21 protein-coding genes are annotated in these 18466 nt (G+C 65.3%); 9 read left to right on the top strand and 12 right to left on the bottom strand.

What is annotated here, in order from left to right:
* The first annotated feature begins 3 nt into the window (after positions 1–3).
* The 4 genes from C664_RS13935 to C664_RS13920 all read left to right on the top strand — a co-directional run bounded on the left by C664_RS13935 (position 4) and on the right by C664_RS13920 (position 4124).
* Positions 4–1098 carry a YeeE/YedE family protein gene (locus C664_RS13935; RefSeq protein ID WP_004261928.1) on the top strand — a complete coding sequence of 365 codons (1095 nt, stop codon included), beginning with the start codon at positions 4–6 and terminating at the stop codon, positions 1096–1098.
* A gap of 72 nt (positions 1099–1170) precedes the next feature.
* Positions 1171–1995, top strand: coding sequence for a class II glutamine amidotransferase (locus C664_RS13930; RefSeq protein ID WP_004261924.1), 825 nt, complete (start codon positions 1171–1173; stop codon positions 1993–1995).
* A 76-nt stretch (positions 1996–2071) separates the two neighbouring features.
* Positions 2072–2485, top strand: coding sequence for an HIT family protein (locus tag C664_RS13925; RefSeq protein ID WP_004261919.1), 414 nt, complete (start codon positions 2072–2074; stop codon positions 2483–2485).
* A gap of 31 nt (positions 2486–2516) precedes the next feature.
* Positions 2517–4124, top strand: a complete 1608-nt coding sequence (locus C664_RS13920; protein WP_004261914.1) for a hypothetical protein — start codon at positions 2517–2519, stop codon at positions 4122–4124.
* On the opposite strand, the gene phoR is transcribed toward C664_RS13920, so the two are convergent.
* Both phoR and phoB read right to left on the bottom strand, forming a co-directional pair.
* Positions 4111–5427, bottom strand: coding sequence for a phosphate regulon sensor histidine kinase PhoR (phoR, locus tag C664_RS13915; protein WP_051019150.1), 1317 nt, complete (start codon positions 5425–5427; stop codon positions 4111–4113). The genes C664_RS13920 and phoR overlap by 14 nt on opposite strands.
* Before the next feature lie 28 nt (positions 5428–5455).
* Entirely contained in the window at positions 5456–6166 is a 711-nt protein-coding gene (gene phoB / locus C664_RS13910) for a phosphate regulon transcriptional regulator PhoB (RefSeq protein WP_004261905.1), read from the bottom strand.
* Between the two features lie 155 nt (positions 6167–6321).
* On the opposite strand from phoB, the gene C664_RS13905 reads away from it, so the two are divergent.
* The 4 genes from C664_RS13905 (at position 6322) to C664_RS13890 (ending at position 9043) form a co-directional block, all read left to right on the top strand.
* A complete protein-coding gene (locus C664_RS13905) occupies positions 6322–6744 on the top strand; it encodes a gamma-butyrobetaine hydroxylase-like domain-containing protein (protein ID WP_004261901.1) in 423 nt (140 codons plus the stop codon).
* Positions 6745–6751: 7 nt separating this feature from the next.
* Positions 6752–7489 carry a bifunctional demethylmenaquinone methyltransferase/2-methoxy-6-polyprenyl-1,4-benzoquinol methylase UbiE gene (gene ubiE / locus C664_RS13900; RefSeq protein WP_004261896.1) on the top strand — a complete coding sequence of 246 codons (738 nt, stop codon included), beginning with the start codon at positions 6752–6754 and terminating at the stop codon, positions 7487–7489.
* Between the two features lie 19 nt (positions 7490–7508).
* Positions 7509–8375 (top strand): Tim44 domain-containing protein, encoded by an 867-nt coding sequence (locus tag C664_RS13895; RefSeq protein WP_004261890.1) that lies wholly within the window; start codon positions 7509–7511, stop codon positions 8373–8375.
* A gap of 86 nt (positions 8376–8461) precedes the next feature.
* Positions 8462–9043 (top strand): ubiquinone biosynthesis accessory factor UbiJ, encoded by a 582-nt coding sequence (locus C664_RS13890; RefSeq protein WP_004261887.1) that lies wholly within the window; start codon positions 8462–8464, stop codon positions 9041–9043.
* A gap of 108 nt (positions 9044–9151) precedes the next feature.
* Here C664_RS13890 and C664_RS13885 read toward each other — a convergent pair whose 3' ends face one another.
* From C664_RS13885 to C664_RS13845, 9 genes are all read right to left on the bottom strand, one after another.
* Positions 9152–9577 (bottom strand): F0F1 ATP synthase subunit epsilon, encoded by a 426-nt coding sequence (locus tag C664_RS13885; RefSeq protein ID WP_004261883.1) that lies wholly within the window; start codon positions 9575–9577, stop codon positions 9152–9154.
* A gap of 53 nt (positions 9578–9630) precedes the next feature.
* The gene (atpD, locus tag C664_RS13880; RefSeq protein WP_004261872.1) at positions 9631–11031 is read right to left on the bottom strand and encodes a F0F1 ATP synthase subunit beta; all 1401 of its coding nucleotides are present in this window, start codon (positions 11029–11031) and stop codon (positions 9631–9633) included.
* 26 nt (positions 11032–11057) lie between these two features.
* Positions 11058–11927, bottom strand: coding sequence for a F0F1 ATP synthase subunit gamma (atpG, locus tag C664_RS13875; protein WP_004261869.1), 870 nt, complete (start codon positions 11925–11927; stop codon positions 11058–11060).
* A gap of 21 nt (positions 11928–11948) precedes the next feature.
* A complete protein-coding gene (atpA, locus tag C664_RS13870) occupies positions 11949–13487 on the bottom strand; it encodes a F0F1 ATP synthase subunit alpha (protein ID WP_004261865.1) in 1539 nt (512 codons plus the stop codon).
* A 13-nt stretch (positions 13488–13500) separates the two neighbouring features.
* Complete coding sequence (locus tag C664_RS13865) at positions 13501–14034, bottom strand: F0F1 ATP synthase subunit delta (protein ID WP_004261862.1); 534 nt, start codon at positions 14032–14034, stop codon at positions 13501–13503.
* Between the two features lie 3 nt (positions 14035–14037).
* Positions 14038–14511 carry a F0F1 ATP synthase subunit B gene (locus C664_RS13860; protein ID WP_038011884.1) on the bottom strand — a complete coding sequence of 158 codons (474 nt, stop codon included), beginning with the start codon at positions 14509–14511 and terminating at the stop codon, positions 14038–14040.
* 47 nt (positions 14512–14558) lie between these two features.
* Positions 14559–14804: a F0F1 ATP synthase subunit C gene (atpE, locus tag C664_RS13855; RefSeq protein ID WP_002925444.1), complete on the bottom strand. Its 246-nt coding sequence runs from the start codon at positions 14802–14804 to the stop codon at positions 14559–14561.
* A gap of 65 nt (positions 14805–14869) precedes the next feature.
* Positions 14870–15715, bottom strand: coding sequence for a F0F1 ATP synthase subunit A (gene atpB, locus C664_RS13850; RefSeq protein ID WP_004261859.1), 846 nt, complete (start codon positions 15713–15715; stop codon positions 14870–14872).
* Between the two features lie 2 nt (positions 15716–15717).
* A complete protein-coding gene (locus tag C664_RS13845) occupies positions 15718–16059 on the bottom strand; it encodes an ATP synthase subunit I (protein WP_004261858.1) in 342 nt (113 codons plus the stop codon).
* Between the two features lie 223 nt (positions 16060–16282).
* Here C664_RS13845 and C664_RS13840 point away from each other — a divergent pair, with 223 nt between their 5' ends.
* Positions 16283–17617: an MFS transporter gene (locus tag C664_RS13840; RefSeq protein WP_004261857.1), complete on the top strand. Its 1335-nt coding sequence runs from the start codon at positions 16283–16285 to the stop codon at positions 17615–17617.
* On the opposite strand, the gene C664_RS13835 is transcribed toward C664_RS13840, so the two are convergent.
* Positions 17614–18465 (bottom strand): ParB/RepB/Spo0J family partition protein, encoded by an 852-nt coding sequence (locus C664_RS13835; protein ID WP_004261856.1) that lies wholly within the window; start codon positions 18463–18465, stop codon positions 17614–17616. The two genes, C664_RS13840 and C664_RS13835, sit on opposite strands and share 4 nt — an antisense overlap.
* Position 18466 lies beyond the last annotated feature (1 nt).

Here is an 18466-nt window from a genome sequence, read left to right as displayed (position 1 = left end):
GAGATGGATGCATCGGTCGACCTGATCGACTGGCTGGGCGAAGACCTGAGCCTCGCGCTCGGCGGTCTGGTCATCGGCGCGCTGTTCGGCTTCTTCGCGCAGCGCTCCCGCTTCTGCCTGCGTGCGGCTGTCGTCGAGGTCGCGCGCGCCCAGGCAGGTGCCAAGCTGTCGATCTGGCTGCTCGCGTTCTCGTCGGCGCTGATCCTGACGCAGACGCTGATCCTGCTCGGGCTGTTCGACACCGCCAACGTGCGCCAGCTGTCGAGCCAGGGCAGCCTGTCGGGCTCGCTGATCGGCGGCCTGCTGTTCGGCATCGGCATGGTACTGGCGCGCGGCTGCTCCAGCCGCCTGCTGGTGCTGGCCGCCAACGGCAATCTGCGCGCACTGCTGTCGGGCCTCATCTTCGCCGTCACCGCGCAGGCATCGATGAACGGCACCCTGTCGCCGTGGCGCGAAGCCCTGGCCCAGTTGTGGACCATCGAGGGCGGCAACGCGCGCGACCTGCTGGCCTGGGCGGGCATCGGCAACGGCGGCGGGCTGCTGTTCGGGCTGCTCTGGCTGGCGGCCGGCGCCTGGTTCGCGCGTCGTCAGCGGATCGACGGCTGGGGCTGGGTCGGCGGCATCGCCGCGGGCCTGATGGTGGGTTGCGCCTGGTGGTTCACCTACCGCATGGCCGGCCTGCTGTTCGATCCGACACCGGTGCAGAGCATGTCCTTCACCGGCCCTTCGGCCGACGTGCTGATGCGGGTGCTGTCGCCCCCGGGCCAGCCACTCAACTTCGACCTCGGCATGGTGCCGGGCGTGTTCCTCGGTTCGTTCATCGCCGGCCTGTTCGCCCGCGAACTGAAGCTCGAGGGCTTCCAGGGCGGACATGCGATGCGGCGCTACATCGCCGGCGCGGTGCTGATGGGATTCGGCGGCATGCTGGCGGGCGGCTGTGCGGTGGGGGCCGGCGTGTCGGGCGCCGCGGTGTTCGCGGTGACGGCGTGGGTGACGCTGGCCGCGATGTGGGTCGGCGCGACGCTCACCGACTGGCTCGTGGATCGCCCGGTGGCCGCTGCGGCTGCCGGCACGGCACCGGCGCCGAGCCAGCCCTGAGACGCAATGCCGGGGCAGGCCGCATCGCTTCGCTATACTTCGGATTTCCCCACCGACCGCGCGGAGTCTCCGATGTGCCAGCTGCTCGGCATGAACTGCAATGTGCCGACCGATATCTGCTTCTCCTTCGCGGGTTTTCGCGCCCGCGGCGGCCTGACCGACCATCACCGCGACGGCTGGGGCATCGCCTTCTTCGAGGGTGCGGGCGCACGGGTCTTCCTCGACCCCAGCCCGAGCGCGGATTCGCCGGTGGCCGAGCTGGTCAAGCACTACCCGATCCGCTCCCTCAACGTCATCGCCCACATCCGCAAGGCCACGCAGGGCGAGGTGAGGCTGGAGAACACCCACCCCTTCCAGCGCGAACTGTGGGGACGCTACTGGATCTTCGCCCACAACGGCAACCTGAAGAACTTCGCGCCGACGCTGACGGGCCGCTTCCAGCCGGTCGGCACGACCGACTCCGAACTCGCCTTCTGCTACCTGCTCGATCGCCTCGCGCAGCGCTTTCCGCAAGGCACCCGCGACATCGCCGAACTGCATGCCGAGCTGCGCGTGCTCGCCATCGAGATCGGCAGCCACGGCGAGTTCAACTTCCTGCTGTCGGACGGCGACCAGCTGTTCGCGCACTGCTCTTCGCGGCTGTGCTACATCGTGCGCAAGGCGCCTTTCCCGGTGGCCCATCTGGCCGATGAAGACCTCACCGTCGACTTCAACGAGGTCACGACGCCGCTCGACCGCGTTGCGGTGATCGCCACGACGCCACTGACCGACAACGAACGCTGGACGCAGATCGCGCCGGGCAACCTGCTGGCCTTCCGCGACGGTGAACCGGTCGCGCTGCGCGACACGGCAACCGTTGCGCAGGACTATCCGCGTGGCACAGTGACAAATGCGTAGCAGTTCCTCCCCCCGCGGCAGCAAGACCGGTTAGAGTTCATATTCGCCCGGGGTTTCGAGTCGTCGAGGTTTGATCATGGACTGTCCGTTGTGCACGCCCTCCGCCGAGCAGGTCGTCTGGGAGGACGATCGCTGCCGTGTGATTCGCGTTGACGACCCTGTCCATCCCGGTTTCTGCCGGGTGATCTGGCGCGAGCACGTGGCAGAGATGACGGACCTGCTCACGGCTGACCGGCGCCACCTGTTCGCGGTGGTCATGGCGACCGAACGCGCGCTGCGCGACCTGCTGCATCCGGACAAGATCAACCTCGCCAGCTTCGGCAACATGGTGCCGCACGTGCACTGGCACGTGATCCCGCGCTACCGTGACGACAGCCACTTCCCGGAGTCGGTGTGGGGCACGCCCCAGCGCCCCGGCGTCGCGCATGCTGCAGCCGACCCTGTCGCCCTGGCGCGTGCGATCGACAGCGCACTTTCCGCCGGTCAATGACCCTGCCGCTTCCGACCGAGGCCCTCCGACGATGGACTTCTCCAGCCCCGCTGCCTGCCTTGACCAGCTGCAACGCCTGCATCCGATCGACATTCCGGCGACCCAGGCGACACTGACGCGCATCATCGAAGGCCTGCTCGGCGCGAAGCCGGCGCCCAACCAGCATCTCGAAGTCCTGGAGGCCGCGCGCGAAGTCATCGCCTACGCCCAGCACGAAACGGCACGCCGCTATGCGGCCCAGCCGCTGCCGCCCGACAGCGAGGAAAACCGCACCCTGCTGGGCGTCGTGAACCTGTGGCGCAAGCTGTCGGCCTCCTATGCCCAGATCGCCCGCGCCGACGCTGCAGGCGGCACGCTTTTCGACCAGCGCGCCTTGCTGGCCCAGCGCCGCACGCACTACGCCGGTCTCGCCTTGTTCGAGTACTTCCGCGCCCATCGCGCCGTACCGGCCGGATTCTGGACCGAGATCCATACCAGCTACCGCGACGCCATCGAGGCCGGCGTGCATCGCACGCGCGTGGCCGATCCGCTCAACGAGGTCTGGCGGGCCCAGAGCCCGCTCGAAGCCTACGTCTCGATCCTGTTGCTGGATCTGGCCAACCCCTACGGTCGCAGCGAGCGCGAGCTGAACTGGGTCATGCGTTGGGCGCAGCGCTTCGCGCCCTATTGCAGCCTGTCGCAGGATACGCAGCAGTTCAAGCCCACCGAATACGGCGTGGAACTCAGTGGCGACATCGGCCTGCGACCGCTCGGGGTGCAGGCAACCACCGACACGCTGCAGCGCTTCGACGGCAGTACCCTCGCGAGCCAGATCCAGGCGGTGCTCGAGCAGTTCAAGCGCGGCGTCAAGCCGGCCTCGCTCGGGCTGGGCGAAGACTGCCCCACCGACGCCAGCGCGCGGCTGCTGCTGTCGCTCTACCGCCCGTGGGGACGGGGCACGGCCGGCCGTCGCTTTCCGCGCCGTCACAAGCAGGGCAGTGCCGAGTTGAGCGGCGACTGGCTCACGATCGGCTTTGCGGTCGAAGGCGAGATCTTCCGCCAGCCCAGGCTCGAGAGCCCGCTGCACCTGCTGCGCGACGACATCTCGCTGTTCACCTTTGGCGAGCGCGCAATGGCGGTCACCGACAGCCAGCAGGCGCGGGAACGCAACCTGCGCGACGCCGAACGGCTCGGCCTCGACTACGAGCAGTGGGACCTCATGGACCACTCGGTTGGCGGCTTCCGGCTGCGACGCGGCATAAGCGGCGAACGTCTCGCCCACCACCAGCTGGTCGGCGTACGGCCGCTCGATGCCGACCGCTTCGTCCTGGGCGATCTCAGCTGGCTGATGTATCGCGAAGACGGCGTGCTGGAAGCGGGTGTCGAAGTGCTGCCCGGCGTACCGAACATGGTCGCCGTGCGCCAGACCGGTCCCAAGGATGGCCGCAAACCCTACCAGCAAGGCTTCCTGCTGCCGGAGTCGCCCTCGATGAAGTCGCCCGCCGCATTGGTGCTGCCCGTGCTCTGGTTCCAGGCCGGTCAGCTCATCGAGATCCGCCATCGCGACCAGCGCCGCCAGGTCCGCCTCAGCAGGGTGCTGAGGCGTGGCGCGAACTTCGACCTGTGCACCTACGAGGCCGTCGAACCTAGTCCTGCCTGATGCGGGCCGCCGGGAAGCGCATCGCGAAACGGCTGCCCTTGCCCGGCTCGCTGCTGACGGCGAGTTCGCCCTGGTGGCGGGTGAGGATGTGCTTGACGATGGCCAGGCCCAGGCCGGTGCCGCCGGTCTCGCGCGAACGTCCGCGGTCGACGCGGTAGAAGCGCTCGGTCAGACGCGGAATGTGCTCCGGGTCGACGCCGATGCCGTCGTCCTTGACCCAGTACTCGCCGCCTTCGCGGTCGACCCGCCAGCCCAGTTCGATGTGGCCGCCTGCGGGCGTGTAGCGCACCGCGTTGCTGGCGAGATTGGAGAACGCGCTGTGCAGTTCCTTGCGGCTGCCCAGCAAGGCACCGCCGCCTTGCAGCGCCAGCTTCACGCTGTGCCGGCCAGCCGACAGGAGCTCGGTCTCGCGCGCGACTTCTCGCATCAGTTCGGGCACGTCCACCGCCTCCTCCAGCGCGGCCGGCGCCCCGGTCTCGAGGGCCGACAGGGCCAGCAGATCCTCGATGAGGCGCTGCATGCGGTTGGACTGTTCGCTGGCGAGCTTCAGGAAGTGCAGCACCTCCTCGCGGCTGAAGTCGTCGAGGCCGTCGATCAGCGTCTCGAGAAAGCCGCCGACCACGGTCAAGGGCGTACGCATCTCGTGCGACACGTTGGCGACGAAGTCCCGGCGCATGTTCTCGAGCCGCTCGAGCTGCGAGATGTCGCGTGACACCACCATGCGCCGACTGCCTGCAAAGCGGATGATCTGCACCTGCAGCGTGCGCTCGCGACGGCGCAGCGAATGAATGACCAGGGGTTCGGCATACTGCCCCGCCTGCAGGTAGGCGACGAACTCGGGCTGGCGTACGAGGTTGGTGATCGGGGCACGCAGGTCTCGACGGCGATCGAGATCGAAGTGCTGCTCGGCCATCACGTTGAGCCACTCGATGCTGTCGTCGTCGGCGAGGTAGACGAGACCCTCGGGCATCGCCTGCGCCGCCTGCTGGAACCGGCCCAGTTCGGCCGACAGCTTGTCACGCACGATCAGTTCGCGCTGGAAACGGTCTCCCAACTCGGCGAACACGCTGCCCCACAGGCCTTCGACCTGCGGCGGCATGCTGCCCGCGGCCTGGCGGGTCCATTCGACCAACTGGCGCATGTGGCGTGCAAGCAGGATGGCTGCGGCCAGGAAACCCAGGATCACGAGCGCAAGCGCTGCGTCGGTGCCGCGGTAATGCCCGGCCAGCAGGGCGAGGGCCAGCACGGCCGCCACGGGCAATCCAACGCCTGTGGCGATATAGCGAAGGGGACGATGGATCACGCGCGCTCCGTTGATCGGCAAGTACCGATTATCGCGCGGCGGAAAGCTGCGGTGCCTGGGTCGAGAATCGGTAGCCACTGCCACGCACCGTCTGGATCAGGGCGTCATGCCCGGTGGGTTCGAGCGCACAGCGCAGGCGGCGGATGTGCACATCGACCGTTCGCTCCTCCACGAAGACGTGGTCGCCCCACACCTGGTCGAGAAGTTGCGCCCGCGAATGCACGCGCTCGGGGTGGGTCATCAGGAAGTGCAGCAGGCGGAACTCTGTCGGTCCGAGCGCCAGCGCCTCGTCTCCCGCGGTGACGCGGTGGGTGGTCGGGTCGAGGCGCAGGCCACCGAGTTCGACCGCGTCTTCCGTCGCCTGCGGCGCCCGGCGACGCAGCACCGCCTTGATGCGGGCCACCAGTTCGCGCGGACTGAAAGGCTTGGTGATGTAATCGTCTGCCCCGGTCTCCAGCCCCATCACCTTGTCCTGCTCCTCGCCACGGGCGGTGAGCATGATGATCGGAATCGCACGGGTACGCTCGTCAGCGCGCAGGCGGCGGGCAAACTCGATGCCGGATGCGCCCGGCAGCATCCAGTCGAGCAGGATCAGGTCGGGCAGCGCCTCGCGCACGATGCGCTGGGCCGACTCGGCATCCGATGCACGCACCACGTGGTGGCCGGCACGATTGAGGTTGGCGGCGATCAGCTCCTGGATCGCCGGTTCGTCTTCCACGAGCAAAATGTTTGCTGGCATGCTGTTGACTCCGGTTGGCTCGCGCAGTGTATTTCAGGTATTTGACGTTTTGATGACGCGTCATGCACCTGAAACACGAACGCGGCTTTGCCGTGCCAGGGCTGGGGAGGGGTGATTCGGGTATGATTGTGGCCCCCGAATGCGAGGCTATCGCCATGGCCGGACTGGATCAGAACACCCCGCTCCCCACCGAGATCACGCTGCACAGCCAGTCGAGGCGGCTCGAGATCGCCTTCGACGATGGCAGCCGCTTCACGCTGCCCTTCGAGTTCCTGCGCGTGCATTCTCCGTCGGCCGAGGTGCGTGGCCACGGCCCCGGCCAGGAGACGCTGCAGCAGGGCAAGCGCGACGTCGACGTGGTCGACCTGCAGCCGGTGGGCAACTATGCGATCCGCCCGGTGTTCTCGGACGGCCACGACAGCGGGCTGTATTCCTGGGACTACCTCTACATGCTCGGCCAGCAGCAGGACGCGCTGTGGCAGGACTATCTCGACCGCCTGGAGCAGGCGGGCGGCACCCGCGACCCCGCCAAGGTGCCGCCGCCGGCACCCAAGGGCGGCTGCGGACACCATCACTGAGACGATCATGAGCGACAAGACCACGCACTTCGGCTTCCAGACGGTTGCCGAGGAGGCCAAGGAAAAGAAGGTGGCCGAGGTGTTTTCCTCGGTCGCGCAGAAGTACGACGTGATGAACGACCTGATGTCGTTCGGCCTGCACCGGATCTGGAAGCACTTCACGATCCAGATCTCCGGCGTACGCGAGGGTGACCGTGTGCTGGACGTCGCCGGTGGCACGGCCGACCTGTCGCTCGCCTTCGCGCGCAAGGTCGGCCCCAAGGGCCAGGTGTGGCTGACCGACATCAACCACGCGATGCTGTCGCGTGGCCGCGACCGCATGGTCGACCACGGCTTCACGATGCCGACCGCACAGTGCAACGCCGAGAAACTGCCCTTCCCTGACGACTGGTTCGACTGCGTCACCGTGGCCTTCGGCCTGCGTAACATGACGCACAAGGAGGTCGCGCTGGCCGAGATGCGCCGTGTGCTGCGCCCCGGCGGCCGACTGCTGGTGCTCGAGTTCTCGCGGGTGTGGAAACCGCTGTCGCCGCTCTACGACCTCTACTCGTTCAAGCTCCTGCCATGGATGGGCGAGAAGGTGGCAAACGATGCGGAAAGCTACCGTTACCTCGCCGAATCGATCCGCATGCACCCTGGGCAGGAAGAACTGAAGGCGATGATGGAACAAGTCGGCCTTGCGCGTGTCGATTACTTCAACCTCAGCGCGGGCGTCGTCGCCCTGCACCGTGGCTACAAGATCTGAACCTGGAGACTGACCAAAGATGAAAAACTTCTTCCTCACCCTGATCGTTGCCGTGCTGTCGTTCGGCTTCGGCGTGCCCGAAGCGGAGGCCAAGCGCCTTGGCGGCGGCAGCAGCTTCGGCATGCAGCGCCAGGCGACGCCTCAGCAGGCGCCGCGCCAGCCTGCCGCCACCCAGACGCCCGCCTCGGCCGCAACCCCGGCCGCCGCACCGAAGCGCTCGTGGATGGGTCCGGTCGCCGGCCTCGCCGCTGGCCTGGGTCTTGCCGCCCTGTTCTCGCACCTTGGCCTCGGTGAAGAAATGGCATCGTTCATGATGATCCTGCTGCTGGCCGTCGCAGCCTTCTTCATCTTCCGCCTGCTGTTCCGCCGCGGCGGCAGCACCCAGCAAAGCCAGAACCTGCAGTACGCGGGCGCAGGCGCCGCTGCGGGTGGCGCCACGCCGCTGCGTCCGGCTCCGGTCGCTGCCCCGATGTCGGGCACCAGCGCTGCCGCCTCGGGCCTGGACAAGGCGATCGCGGAGGGGTTTGACGTGCAGGGTTTCGCACGCCAGGCCAAGCTCAACTTCATCCGCCTCCAGGCTGCCAACGATGCCGGCAACCTCGAAGACCTGCGTGAATTCACCACGCCGGAAGTCTTTGCCGAGATCCGCATGCAGCTCAGCGAGCGCGGCACCGTGGAGCAGCGTACCGATGTGGTCGAGCTGAACGCCGACGTGGTCGACGTCGAAGAGGACAATGGCCGCTACGTCGTCAGCGTCCGCTTCAACGGCCTGTTGCGCGAGGATGAGGGCGCTGCCCCGGCCCCCTTTGACGAGATCTGGCACCTGACCAAGCAGGTCAGTGGCAGCGGTGGCTGGCTGATCGCCGGCATCCAGCAGATCAGCTGATCGTCGTATTATCGACGGGGAGGCCCAAGGGCCTCCCCGTTTTGTTTTCAGCACCGCCTTTTCGTACCTTTCCCGGCTCAGACACCATGCTGTCCAGCGCTTTCCTTTCCGCTACCAATCACCTGTTGTCGCAATCGGGCTGGGCGCGCACCCGCCTGCAGCCGCACGCCGGACGTACCGCGCGCCTGGCGATTGCACCGCTCGCGGAACTCGACTTTTCGGTTTCCGCGGAAGGCTATCTTGCGGCCTGGTCGGGCGAGGACGCGCCCGAAGTGCTGTTGCGGCTCGCGGCAGTCGATCTGCCCAGGCTCCTGGTCGATGGCCTCGAGACGGCAATGCGCCATGTACGCATCGAAGGCAATGCGGAGTTCGCCGACGCTCTGGGTTTCGTGTTCCGCCACCTGCGCTGGGATGCGGAAGAGGACCTGTCGCGCGTGTTCGGCGACATTGCCGCCCATCGCCTGGTCGGAGGTAGCAAGCACCTGGTCGGCGAGGGTCGGCGGTCGCTCGAACGCGCGAGCGGCAACCTGGCCGAGTACCTCACCGAAGAGTCCCCGCTGCTCGTTCCGCGCAATGCGCTTGCCGAACTGTCGCAGGACGTCATCGCACTGCGCGACGCGCTCGGCCGGCTCGACAAGCGGGTGTCCCGCCTCGAGGGGCGGCGCTGACCGGCACGCCATCCGAGTCGGACAGGCCAAACACCGAAGCAAAAAAAAGCAGCTCCGGAGAGCTGCTTTTTTCTTCCTGCTCCATCGATCGACGGAGCGGAGACGCGATCAGTGGCCGCGCTTGCGCAGGCGCTCGATCGCAGCGAGTTGTGCCACTGCTTCCATGAGCTCGGCCTGGGCCTTGGCATAGTCCAGACGCGCGGTCTGGTTCGCCATCGCCTCTTCGGCTTTCTTCTTGGCTTCCAGCGCCTTCGCTTCGTCCAGATCCTTGCCGCGGATCGCGGTGTCGGCAAGCACCGTCACCAGACCCGGCTGAACCTCGAGCAAACCACCGGCAACGAAAACAAGCTCTTCTTCCGCCTGATTCGGAACCTTGACCCGCACCGCACCCGGTTTGATCCGGGTCATCAGCGGCATGTGGCCGGGCAGAATGCCGAGTTCACCCGCCTCGCCAGGCAGCGCGACAAATTCTGCCAGCCCGGAAAAGATCTGCTCTTCCGCGCTGACGATGTCGACATGAACCGTCATAGCCATGTTGTTTCCTTTTCAAATCCGCGCGGCACCGAAGCGCCGCGCGGGCGGACGAATTACTGCAGCTTCTTCGCCTTCTCGATGGCCTCGTCGATGTTGCCGACCATGTAGAAGGCCTGTTCCGGCAGGTTGTCCAGTTCGCCGCTGACGATCATCTTGAAGCCGGCGATGGTGTCCTTCAGCGAGACGTACTTGCCGGGCGAGCCGGTGAACACTTCTGCAACGTGGAAGGGCTGCGACAGGAAGCGCTGGATCTTACGCGCACGGGCCACGGCGAGCTTGTCTTCCGGCGACAGTTCGTCCATACCCAGAATCGCGATGATGTCACGCAGTTCCTTGTACTTCTGCAGCGTCATCTGAACCTGACGCGCCACGTTGTAGTGCTCTTCGCCCACAACCAGCGGATCGAGCTGGCGCGAGGTGGAGTCGAGCGGATCGACGGCGGGGTAGATACCCAGCGCGGCGATGTCACGCGACAGCACGACGGTGGAGTCAAGGTGCAGGAAGGTGGTCGCGGGCGACGGGTCGGTCAAGTCATCCGCCGGCACATACACGGCCTGGATCGAGGTGATCGAGCCGACCTTGGTGGAGGTGATGCGCTCCTGCAGACGGCCCATTTCCTCGGCCAGCGTCGGCTGATAACCCACCGCGGAAGGCATACGACCCAGCAGCGCGGACACTTCGGTACCGGCCAGGGTGTAGCGGTAGATGTTATCGACGAAGAACAGGATGTCGCGGCCTTCGTCACGGAAGCGCTCGGCCATGGTCAGGCCGGTCAGCGCCACGCGCAGACGGTTGCCCGGGGGCTCGTTCATCTGACCGAACACCATCGCGACCTTGTCGAGAACGTTGGAGTCCTTCATCTCGTGGTAGAAGTCGTTACCCTCACGAGTACGCTCACCCACGCCAGCAAACACCGACAGACCGGAGTGCTGCTTCGCGATGTTGTTGATCAGTTCCATCATGTTCACGGTCTTGCCCACGCCGGCGCCACCGAACAGGCCCACCTTGCCGCCCTTGGCGAACGGGCAGATCAGGTCGATAACCTTGATGCCGGTTTCGAGCAGTTCCACCGACGGCGACAGCTCGTCGAACTTCGGCGCCTTCTGGTGAATGGCGCGCAGTTCGTCGGTTTCGATCGGGCCGGCGTCGTCGATCGGGCGACCCAGCACGTCCATGATGCGGCCCAGGGTACCCATGCCGACGGGAACCGAAATCTGCTTGCCGGTGTTGCTCACCTTCATGCCACGGCGCAGGCCGTCGGAAGAACCCATCGCAATGGTACGCACCACGCCGTCGCCGAGCTGCTGCTGGACCTCGAAGGTCAGGCCAGCTTCGGCGAAGGAGTCGGCAGCGTCCTCGAGCTTCAGGGCGTCATACACCTTGGGCATCGAGTCGCGCGGGAACTGAATGTCCACCACGGCGCCGATGCACTGAACGATCGTACCTTGACTCATCGTCATATCCTTAAATCAATAATCCGTTACACCGCGGCGGCGCCGCCGACGATTTCCGACAGCTCCTTCGTGATCGCGGCCTGGCGGGTCTTGTTGTAGACCAGCTGCAGTTCGCCAATCACGTTCTTGGCATTGTCGGAAGCGGCCTTCATTGCCACCATGCGCGCGCTCTGTTCGGATGCCATGTTCTCGGCCACTGCCTGGTACACCAGTGCCTCGACGTAGCGCACCAGCAACTCGTCGATGACGACCTGCGGATCAGGCTCGTAGAGGTAATCCCACGAGCTCTCGGGCGTACCGAGCTGGTCACCGGTCAGGGGCAACAACTGTTCGAGCACCGGCTCCTGCTTCATCGTATTGATGAAGCGGGTGTAAGCCACGTAAACCGCGTCGAGCTCGTCGTTCTGGAACGCATCGAGCATGACCTTGACCGGACCGATCAGCTTCTCCAGGTGCGGCGTGTCACCCAACTGCGTGACGTTCGACACCACCTTGGCGCCCATGCGCTGCATGAAGCCCAGACCCTTGTTGCCGATGGCGCAGGCACGGATCTCGGTCACGCCCGAGGACTCCCAGTCCTTCATCGCGTTGAGCGCGATACGCTGGACGTTGGTGTTGAGGCCACCGCACAAACCCTTGTCGGTGGTCACCAGGATCAGCCCCACCCGCTTGACCTGGTCCTTATGGACCAGGAACGGGTGCTTGTAGTCGGTCACATTGGCCTGGGACAGGTTCGCGGCGAGTCGGCGGATCTTCTCGGCAAAGGGGCGGGCGGCACGCATCCGGTCCTGCGCCTTGCGCATCTTGGATGCAGCCACCATCTCCATGGCCTTCGTGATCTTGCGCGTGTTTTGCACGCTCTTGATCTTGGTACGGATTTCCTTACCGCTAGCCATATTCCGTCTCCCTCGCCGGCCTTAAGCCCAGCTCTTCTTGAACTCGGCGATCGCGGCAGCCAGGGTCTTTTCGCCGTCGGCGTCCAGTTCCTTCTTGCTCAGGATCGAGGAGACCAGATCGGCCTGCTTGGTCTTGACGAATTGCAGCAGCGCGGCTTCGAACGGCAGCACGCGGGCGACGTCGACATCATCGAAGTAGCCGTTGTTCACCGCGTAAAGCACGATGGCCATATCGGCGATCGACATCGGCGAGTACTGCGCCTGCTTCATCAGTTCGGTCACGCGACGACCACGCTCGAGCTGCTTGCGGGTCGCGTCGTCCAGATCGGAAGCGAACTGGGCGAATGCGGCGAGTTCGCGATACTGCGCGAGGTCGGTACGGATACCGCCGGACAGCTTCTTGACGACCTTGGTCTGCGCAGCACCACCGACGCGGGACACCGAGATACCGGCGTTGATCGCGGGACGGATACCGGCGTTGAAGAGGTCGGTTTCCAGGAAGATCTGGCCGTCGGTAATCGAGATCACGTTGGTCGGAACGAACGCGGACACGTCGCCGGCCTGGGTCTCGATGATCGGCAGGGCGGTCAGCGAACCGGTCTTGCCCTTGACTTCACCGTTGGTGAACTTCTCGACGTAGTCGGCGTTCACGCGCGCGGCGCGCTCGAGCAGACGGGAGTGCAGGTAGAACACGTCACCCGGGTAAGCTTCACGGCCCGGCGGACGGCGCAGCAGCAGCGAAACCTGGCGGTAAGCCCAGGCCTGCTTGGTCAGATCGTCATAAACAATCAGCGCATCCATGCCACGGTCGCGGAAGTACTCGCCCATGGTGCAGCCAGCGTAGGCGGCCAGGTACTGCATGGCGGCCGATTCCGATGCGGTGGCGGCGACGACGATGGTGTACTCCATCGCGCCGTTTTCTTCCAGCTTGCGCACGACGTTGGCGACGGTCGAGGCCTTCTGGCCGATGGCCACGTACACGCAGTACATGTCCTGGCCCTTCTGGTTGATGATCGCGTCGACGGCCACGGCGGTCTTGCCGGTCTGGCGGTCGCCGATGATCAGCTCGCGCTGGCCGCGGCCGATCGGCACCATCGAGTCGACCGACTTCAGGCCGGTCTGCACCGGCTGCGAAACGGACTGACGGGCGATGACGCCCGGCGCGACCTTTTCGATCTTGTCGGTCAGCTTGGCGTTGATCGGGCCCTTGCCGTCGATCGGCTGACCCAGCGCGTTGACGACGCGACCAACCAGCTCGGGGCCGACGGGCACTTCGAGAATGCGGCCGGTGGCCTTGACGGTGTCGCCTTCGGTGATGTGCTCGTACTCGCCGAGCACCACGGCGCCGACGGAATCACGCTCGAGGTTGAGCGCCATGCCGAAGGTATTGCCGGGGAATTCCAGCATTTCGCCCTGCATCACATCGGTCAGGCCGTGAATGCGGGTGATGCCGTCGGTGACGGAAACCACCGTGCCCTCGTTACGCGACGTGGCGGCGAGCTGCAGGTTCTGGATCCGGCTCTTAATCAGATCACTGATTTCAGAGGGGTTGAGTTGCATAGTTTTTATGCTCCTAGTTCTTTAGCGCAGCGGCCATGTTCGCGAGCTTGCCGCGGACCGAGGCGTCGATGACTTCGTCGCCGACGGCGATGCGAACCCCGCCGATGAGGGCAGGGTCGATGTGGACCTGGACATTCAGTTTGGCCTTGAAGCGCGCTTCGAGGTCAGCCTTGAGCGAGGTCAGCGTTGCATCGTCGAGGGGGAAGGCAGAGGCGATTTCCGCCTCGAGGACACCTTCGTGTTCGTTCTTCAGTGCAACGAACAGGTCACGGATCTCGGGAAGCACCTGCAGGCGTTCGTTATCCACGAGGACACGGACGAAATTCTGCTGTTCTGCGGACAGGGTCCCAGCCACATCCAGCACCAGCTGCACGAGCTGGCCGGCGGTGAGCTTGGGATCGGAAATGCAGGCCCGCATGGTGGAATCGGCCGCCAGTGCGGCGAGCCGATCCAGTGCTTCCGACCAAGGCCCCAGCGCACCTGCCCCGCGAGCCAGCTCGAAGGCGGCATCCGCATAGGGGCGCGCGATGGTGACGTTCTCGGCCATGACTTATTGCAGTTCCTGTTTCAGGTTGGCAAGCAGTTCGCCGTGCACCTGGGCGTTGATTTCACGGCGCAGAATCTTCTCGGCACCAGCAACAGCCAGATTGGCGACCTGGTCGCGCAGAGCTTCCTTGGCGCGCTGTGCGGCTACACCGGCTTCGGCCTCGGCGGCTTCACGGGCGGCCGCGATGATGCGGCTGGCTTCGGCGCGGGCTTCGTCGATCAGCTGGCTCGCCTGCTTTTCAGCAGAGGACCGCACATCACCCGCGGATTCGCGGGCCTTGCGCAGTTCCTCGACGACCTTCTTCTCGGCGAGTGCCAGATCAGCCTTGGCCTTGTCCGCAGCTGCCAGCCCGTCGGCGATTTTCTTCGCACGCTCGTCCAGTGCCTTCACGATGGGCGGCCACACGAATTTCATCGTGAACCACGCCAGAATGAAGAACACAACGAGCTGGGCTATCAGAGTTGCGTTCAAATTCACGGTTCTTGGCCCTCAGGTTGGTTCAAAAAAGGATGAACTCGAACCGATCAGAGCTGGAACGGGTTGGCGAAGGCGAACATCATGGCGATACCGACACCGATCAGGAACGCGGCGTCGATCAGGCCGGCCAGCAGGAACATCTTGGTCTGCAGGGCGTTCATCAGCTCAGGCTGACGAGCGGACGCTTCGAGGTACTTGGAACCCATGATGCCGATACCGATACAAGCACCGATGGCGCCCAGACCGATGATCAGACCAGCAGCCAGAGCAACAAAACCCAGAACGTTTTCCATGACAACTCCTTAGTGGGGAAGGTGAGTTTAAAAAACCAGTACTGCTTTGAAGATGAAACTGAAACTTAGTGGCTTTCGTGCGCCTGACCGACGTACACCAGGGTCAGCATCATGAAAATGAAGGCCTGCAGCGTGATGATCAGGATGTGGAAGATCGCCCAGATGGTGCCGGCGACCACATGACCGACGAAGCCGAACACGGTGGCGGTACCGCCCAGCAGCGCGATCAGGATGAACACGAGTTCGCCAGCATACATGTTGCCGAACAGTCGCATGCCGTGCGACACGGTCTTGGCGAGGAACTCGATGATCTGCATCGCGAAGTTCACCGGGTACAGCAGCGGATGGCTGCCGAACGGCGCGGTGAAGAGTTCGTGCACCCAACCCGAAACGCCCTTGATCTTGACGTTGTAGTAAAGGCACAGCAGCAGCACGCCGATCGACAGGCCCAGCGCGGCGGAAAGGTCGGCAGTCGCCACGACGCGCATGTAGGCATGGGCGGGGTCACCACCGGCGGCGGAATAGATGCCGGTCCAGATCATCGGAATCAGATCGACCGGCAGCAAGTCCATCGCGTTCATCAGGAAGATCCAGACGAAGACCGTGAGCGCGAGCGGCGCGACGAAACGGCGCGACTCGGCGCTATGCACGATGCCCTTGGCCTGGTCGGCCACCATTTCGACGAGCAGCTCGACGATGCCCTGGAAGCGCCCGGGAACGCCCGAGGTCGCCTTGCGGGCGGCAAGCGCAAGAATGAATACGGTGAGCAGACCCAGCAGGATCGAGAAGAACATCGAGTCGATATTGATGACGCTCCAATCGACGATGCTTTCCTGGGGATGCCCAGTGTTGTTGAAGTGTCCGAGGTGGTGAATTACGTACTCGGATGCGGTGGGAGCGTTTCCAGCCATGATCAGGTCTTCACCAAAAATGCAAACAAATTCGCTTTAAGTGCCAGAATCAGGCCGATCAGCATCGCACCCCAGTGGAGCGCCGGATAAAGGACCCAAACCAGCACCAACAATCCCACGATCGAGGCGACCTTGAGGAGTTCGCCTGCGACGAAAGCGGCCACGCTCGCCGTACCGGCCTTGCGCGTGATCGCGGCAAGGCGCATGGCGAACATCCAGCTTGGCAACACGCACGCCAAGCCGCCCCCTGCGGCAGAGACCGCGCCCCGCATCCCGAAGAGAGCGGCGGAAATCACCACCGCGAGGATCGTCGCGCCCAACTGCAGTAGAACGGCTTTAAGCATCGGTTGTCGCGCCAGTTCGTCGCTGAAGCTGGCGACCGCCCAAAAATCCCGCGAATACTAGGGGTTATCCCCAGCAAAGTCAAACTTCAGTTGCATTGCAGCAATCGGCCTCCTAGCCGTCGTGTATCTTATGCAACTCACTGACTGGGCGTGCCCCGGACGAGGCCCGACGGGCCGCTCCGCACCGGCGTGCCGGCACGCCCGCAACTCTCATCGAAGAAGCATGATCAAGACGCGCAAGGCCACGCGCCGGGAAATCCTCGGCTGGAGCATGTTCGACTTCGCGAACCAGGCCTACACGCTCGTGATCGTGACGGTCGTGTTCGGCGACGTCTATACGCGGCTTGTCGTCGGCGATGCGCCGGATTACCGCCTGGGGAACCTGCTCTGGAGCGCGGCGCTGTGCCTGAGTTACGCCCTGGTGGTCGTTGCCGCGCCGCTGCTGGGGGCGGCAATGGACGGCGGGCGGGCGAAGAAACGCATGCTCTTCGCCAGCTACGTGCTCACGGTGGCGAGTACCGCGCTGCTCTACTTCGTCGGCCCGGGCCATGTCTGGCTCGGGTTCATCCTGATCGTGGTTTCGAATGCGGCCTACTCCGCCGGCGAATCCTTCATCGCCAGCTTCCTGCCATTCCTCGGCGAGGCCGATGAGCTGGGACGGATCTCGGGACTGGGCTGGGCGCTGGGCTATGCCGGCGGACTGGTTTCCGCCGGCTTCGTGCTCGTGTTCCTCGGCGAGGTGGCCGCGGACAACTTCGGGCGCATCCGCTGGGTCGGCCCGTTTGCCGCCGCCTTCTTCCTGCTCGCCGCGATCCCGACCTTCCTCTGGGTGCGCGAGCCCGCGGTCGGGGATCGCCGCCATTTCAACGGCGAGCTGGTCCGCATCGCCTACAGGCGCGTCGCCACGACGCTGCGCACCCTCCCCGATCACCCCGACCTGCGCCGCCTGTTCATGTCGATCCTGTTCGCGATGGCGGGGGTCTACGTCATCGTCGCCTTCTCGTTCATCTACGGCGCCCAGGTCATCGGCTGGAGCGAGGACACGCGCGCGCTGATGTTCGTCGTGGTGCAGATCACCGCCCTGATCGGCGCCCTGGCGTTCGGCGCGCTGCAGTCCCGCCTCGGCGGGCGACTCACCTATGCGCTGACGCTGGTGCTGTGGATCGGGGCCATCCTGGCGATCTATTTCGTCGGCGAACTGACGGCGCTGCTCAACCGGGCATTGGCCCTCTCCTTGCGCGAGGAGCAGGTGTTCCTGTTTGCCGGACTGCTGTCCGGCCTCAGCCTGGGCTCGAGCCAATCCGTGGGGCGAGCGCTGGTGGGCATGTTCTCGCCGGAGACCCGCGCAGCCGAACTGTTCGGCTACTGGGGCCTGACCAGCAAGCTGGCCGCTATCTTCGGCATCTTCGGCGTCGGGATGCTGCAGTGGGCGTTCGGGCTGCAGGGCGCGGTGCTGTTCTGCATCGTCCTGTTCGCCGCCGCGCTCCTGCCGCTCGCCGGCATCGACGAAGCCCGCGGCGTGGAGGCGGCGCGGCGCGCCTCGCGGCTGGACGACTAGCGCAGCCGGCCGAGCAGGCCGTCGAGCTGGTCCAGGCTGCCGAAGCGGATCGAGACCTCGCCAGCGCCCTTCTTGTTCGCCTTGATCTTCACCGAGGCCCCGATGGCGTCCGCGATCTCCTCCTCCAGCCGCAGCAGGTCGCGGTCGGGCTGCGGTGCGGGCTTCTTCTGCCGCGGATTCAGCAGTTGCTGCACGAGGCGCTCGGTGTCGCGCACCGACAACTGCTTGGCCGCGACCTGATTGGCAAGCTGGATCTGGCTCGCGCCATCCAGCGGCAGCAGCGCACGGGCGTGACCCATGTCGATGTCACCCGCCATCAGCAGTTCCTGCACCGGTTTGGCCAGGTTCAGCAGGCGCAGCAGGTTGGACGCGGCCGGGCGCGAACGGCCGACGGCGTCGGCCGCCTGCTGGTGGGTCATCTCGAACTCGTCGATCAGGCGCTGGATGCCGCTGGCTTCCTCGAGCGGATTCAGGTCTTCGCGCTGGATGTTCTCGATCAGCGACATCGCCAGCGCGGCTTCGTCGGGGATGTCACGCACCAGGCAGGGCACTTCGGCCAGACCGGCGATCTGCGACGCGCGCCAGCGGCGCTCGCCGGCGATGATCTCGTAGGCGTCCTCGCCCACCGGGCGCACCATGATCGGCTGCATGATGCCCTGCGCCTTGATCGAGGCGGCGAGCTCCTCCAGCGAGCCCGGGTCCATGCGCGTGCGCGGCTGGTACTTGCCGGGCTGCAGCGCGATCGTGGGCAGCATCTGCAGCTCGCCCTTCTCGGCTTCGTCTTCCTGGTTGGCGGCCAGCAGCGCATCGAGTCCGCGGCCGAGGCCCTTGAGTCTGGGTTTGTTCATG

This window comes from Thauera sp. 63, from assembly GCF_000310165.2.
GTDB classification, from domain to species: domain Bacteria; phylum Pseudomonadota; class Gammaproteobacteria; order Burkholderiales; family Rhodocyclaceae; genus Thauera; species Thauera humireducens.
Note: the sequence above shows the minus strand (reverse complement) of the source record. Positions and strands in the feature narration are given on the sequence as shown.

Excerpts from the sequence above, each read along its gene's own strand:
- C664_RS13935 (WP_004261928.1), top strand. The coding sequence starts at position 4 with ATGGATGCATCGGTCGACCTGATCGACTGGCTGGGCGAAGACCTGAGC.
- C664_RS13930 (WP_004261924.1), top strand. The coding sequence starts at position 1,171 with ATGTGCCAGCTGCTCGGCATGAACTGCAATGTGCCGACCGATATCTGC.
- C664_RS13925 (WP_004261919.1), top strand. The coding sequence starts at position 2,072 with ATGGACTGTCCGTTGTGCACGCCCTCCGCCGAGCAGGTCGTCTGGGAG.
- C664_RS13920 (WP_004261914.1), top strand. The coding sequence starts at position 2,517 with ATGGACTTCTCCAGCCCCGCTGCCTGCCTTGACCAGCTGCAACGCCTG.
- phoB (WP_004261905.1), bottom strand. The coding sequence starts at position 6,166 with ATGCCAGCAAACATTTTGCTCGTGGAAGACGAACCGGCGATCCAGGAG.
- C664_RS13905 (WP_004261901.1), top strand. The coding sequence starts at position 6,322 with ATGGCCGGACTGGATCAGAACACCCCGCTCCCCACCGAGATCACGCTG.
- ubiE (WP_004261896.1), top strand. The coding sequence starts at position 6,752 with ATGAGCGACAAGACCACGCACTTCGGCTTCCAGACGGTTGCCGAGGAG.
- C664_RS13895 (WP_004261890.1), top strand. The coding sequence starts at position 7,509 with ATGAAAAACTTCTTCCTCACCCTGATCGTTGCCGTGCTGTCGTTCGGC.
- C664_RS13890 (WP_004261887.1), top strand. The coding sequence starts at position 8,462 with ATGCTGTCCAGCGCTTTCCTTTCCGCTACCAATCACCTGTTGTCGCAA.
- C664_RS13885 (WP_004261883.1), bottom strand. The coding sequence starts at position 9,577 with ATGGCTATGACGGTTCATGTCGACATCGTCAGCGCGGAAGAGCAGATC.
- atpD (WP_004261872.1), bottom strand. The coding sequence starts at position 11,031 with ATGAGTCAAGGTACGATCGTTCAGTGCATCGGCGCCGTGGTGGACATT.
- atpG (WP_004261869.1), bottom strand. The coding sequence starts at position 11,927 with ATGGCTAGCGGTAAGGAAATCCGTACCAAGATCAAGAGCGTGCAAAAC.
- atpA (WP_004261865.1), bottom strand. The coding sequence starts at position 13,487 with ATGCAACTCAACCCCTCTGAAATCAGTGATCTGATTAAGAGCCGGATC.
- C664_RS13865 (WP_004261862.1), bottom strand. The coding sequence starts at position 14,034 with ATGGCCGAGAACGTCACCATCGCGCGCCCCTATGCGGATGCCGCCTTC.
- atpE (WP_002925444.1), bottom strand. The coding sequence starts at position 14,804 with ATGGAAAACGTTCTGGGTTTTGTTGCTCTGGCTGCTGGTCTGATCATC.
- atpB (WP_004261859.1), bottom strand. The coding sequence starts at position 15,715 with ATGGCTGGAAACGCTCCCACCGCATCCGAGTACGTAATTCACCACCTC.
- C664_RS13845 (WP_004261858.1), bottom strand. The coding sequence starts at position 16,059 with ATGCTTAAAGCCGTTCTACTGCAGTTGGGCGCGACGATCCTCGCGGTG.
- C664_RS13840 (WP_004261857.1), top strand. The coding sequence starts at position 16,283 with ATGATCAAGACGCGCAAGGCCACGCGCCGGGAAATCCTCGGCTGGAGC.
- C664_RS13835 (WP_004261856.1), bottom strand. The coding sequence starts at position 18,465 with ATGAACAAACCCAGACTCAAGGGCCTCGGCCGCGGACTCGATGCGCTG.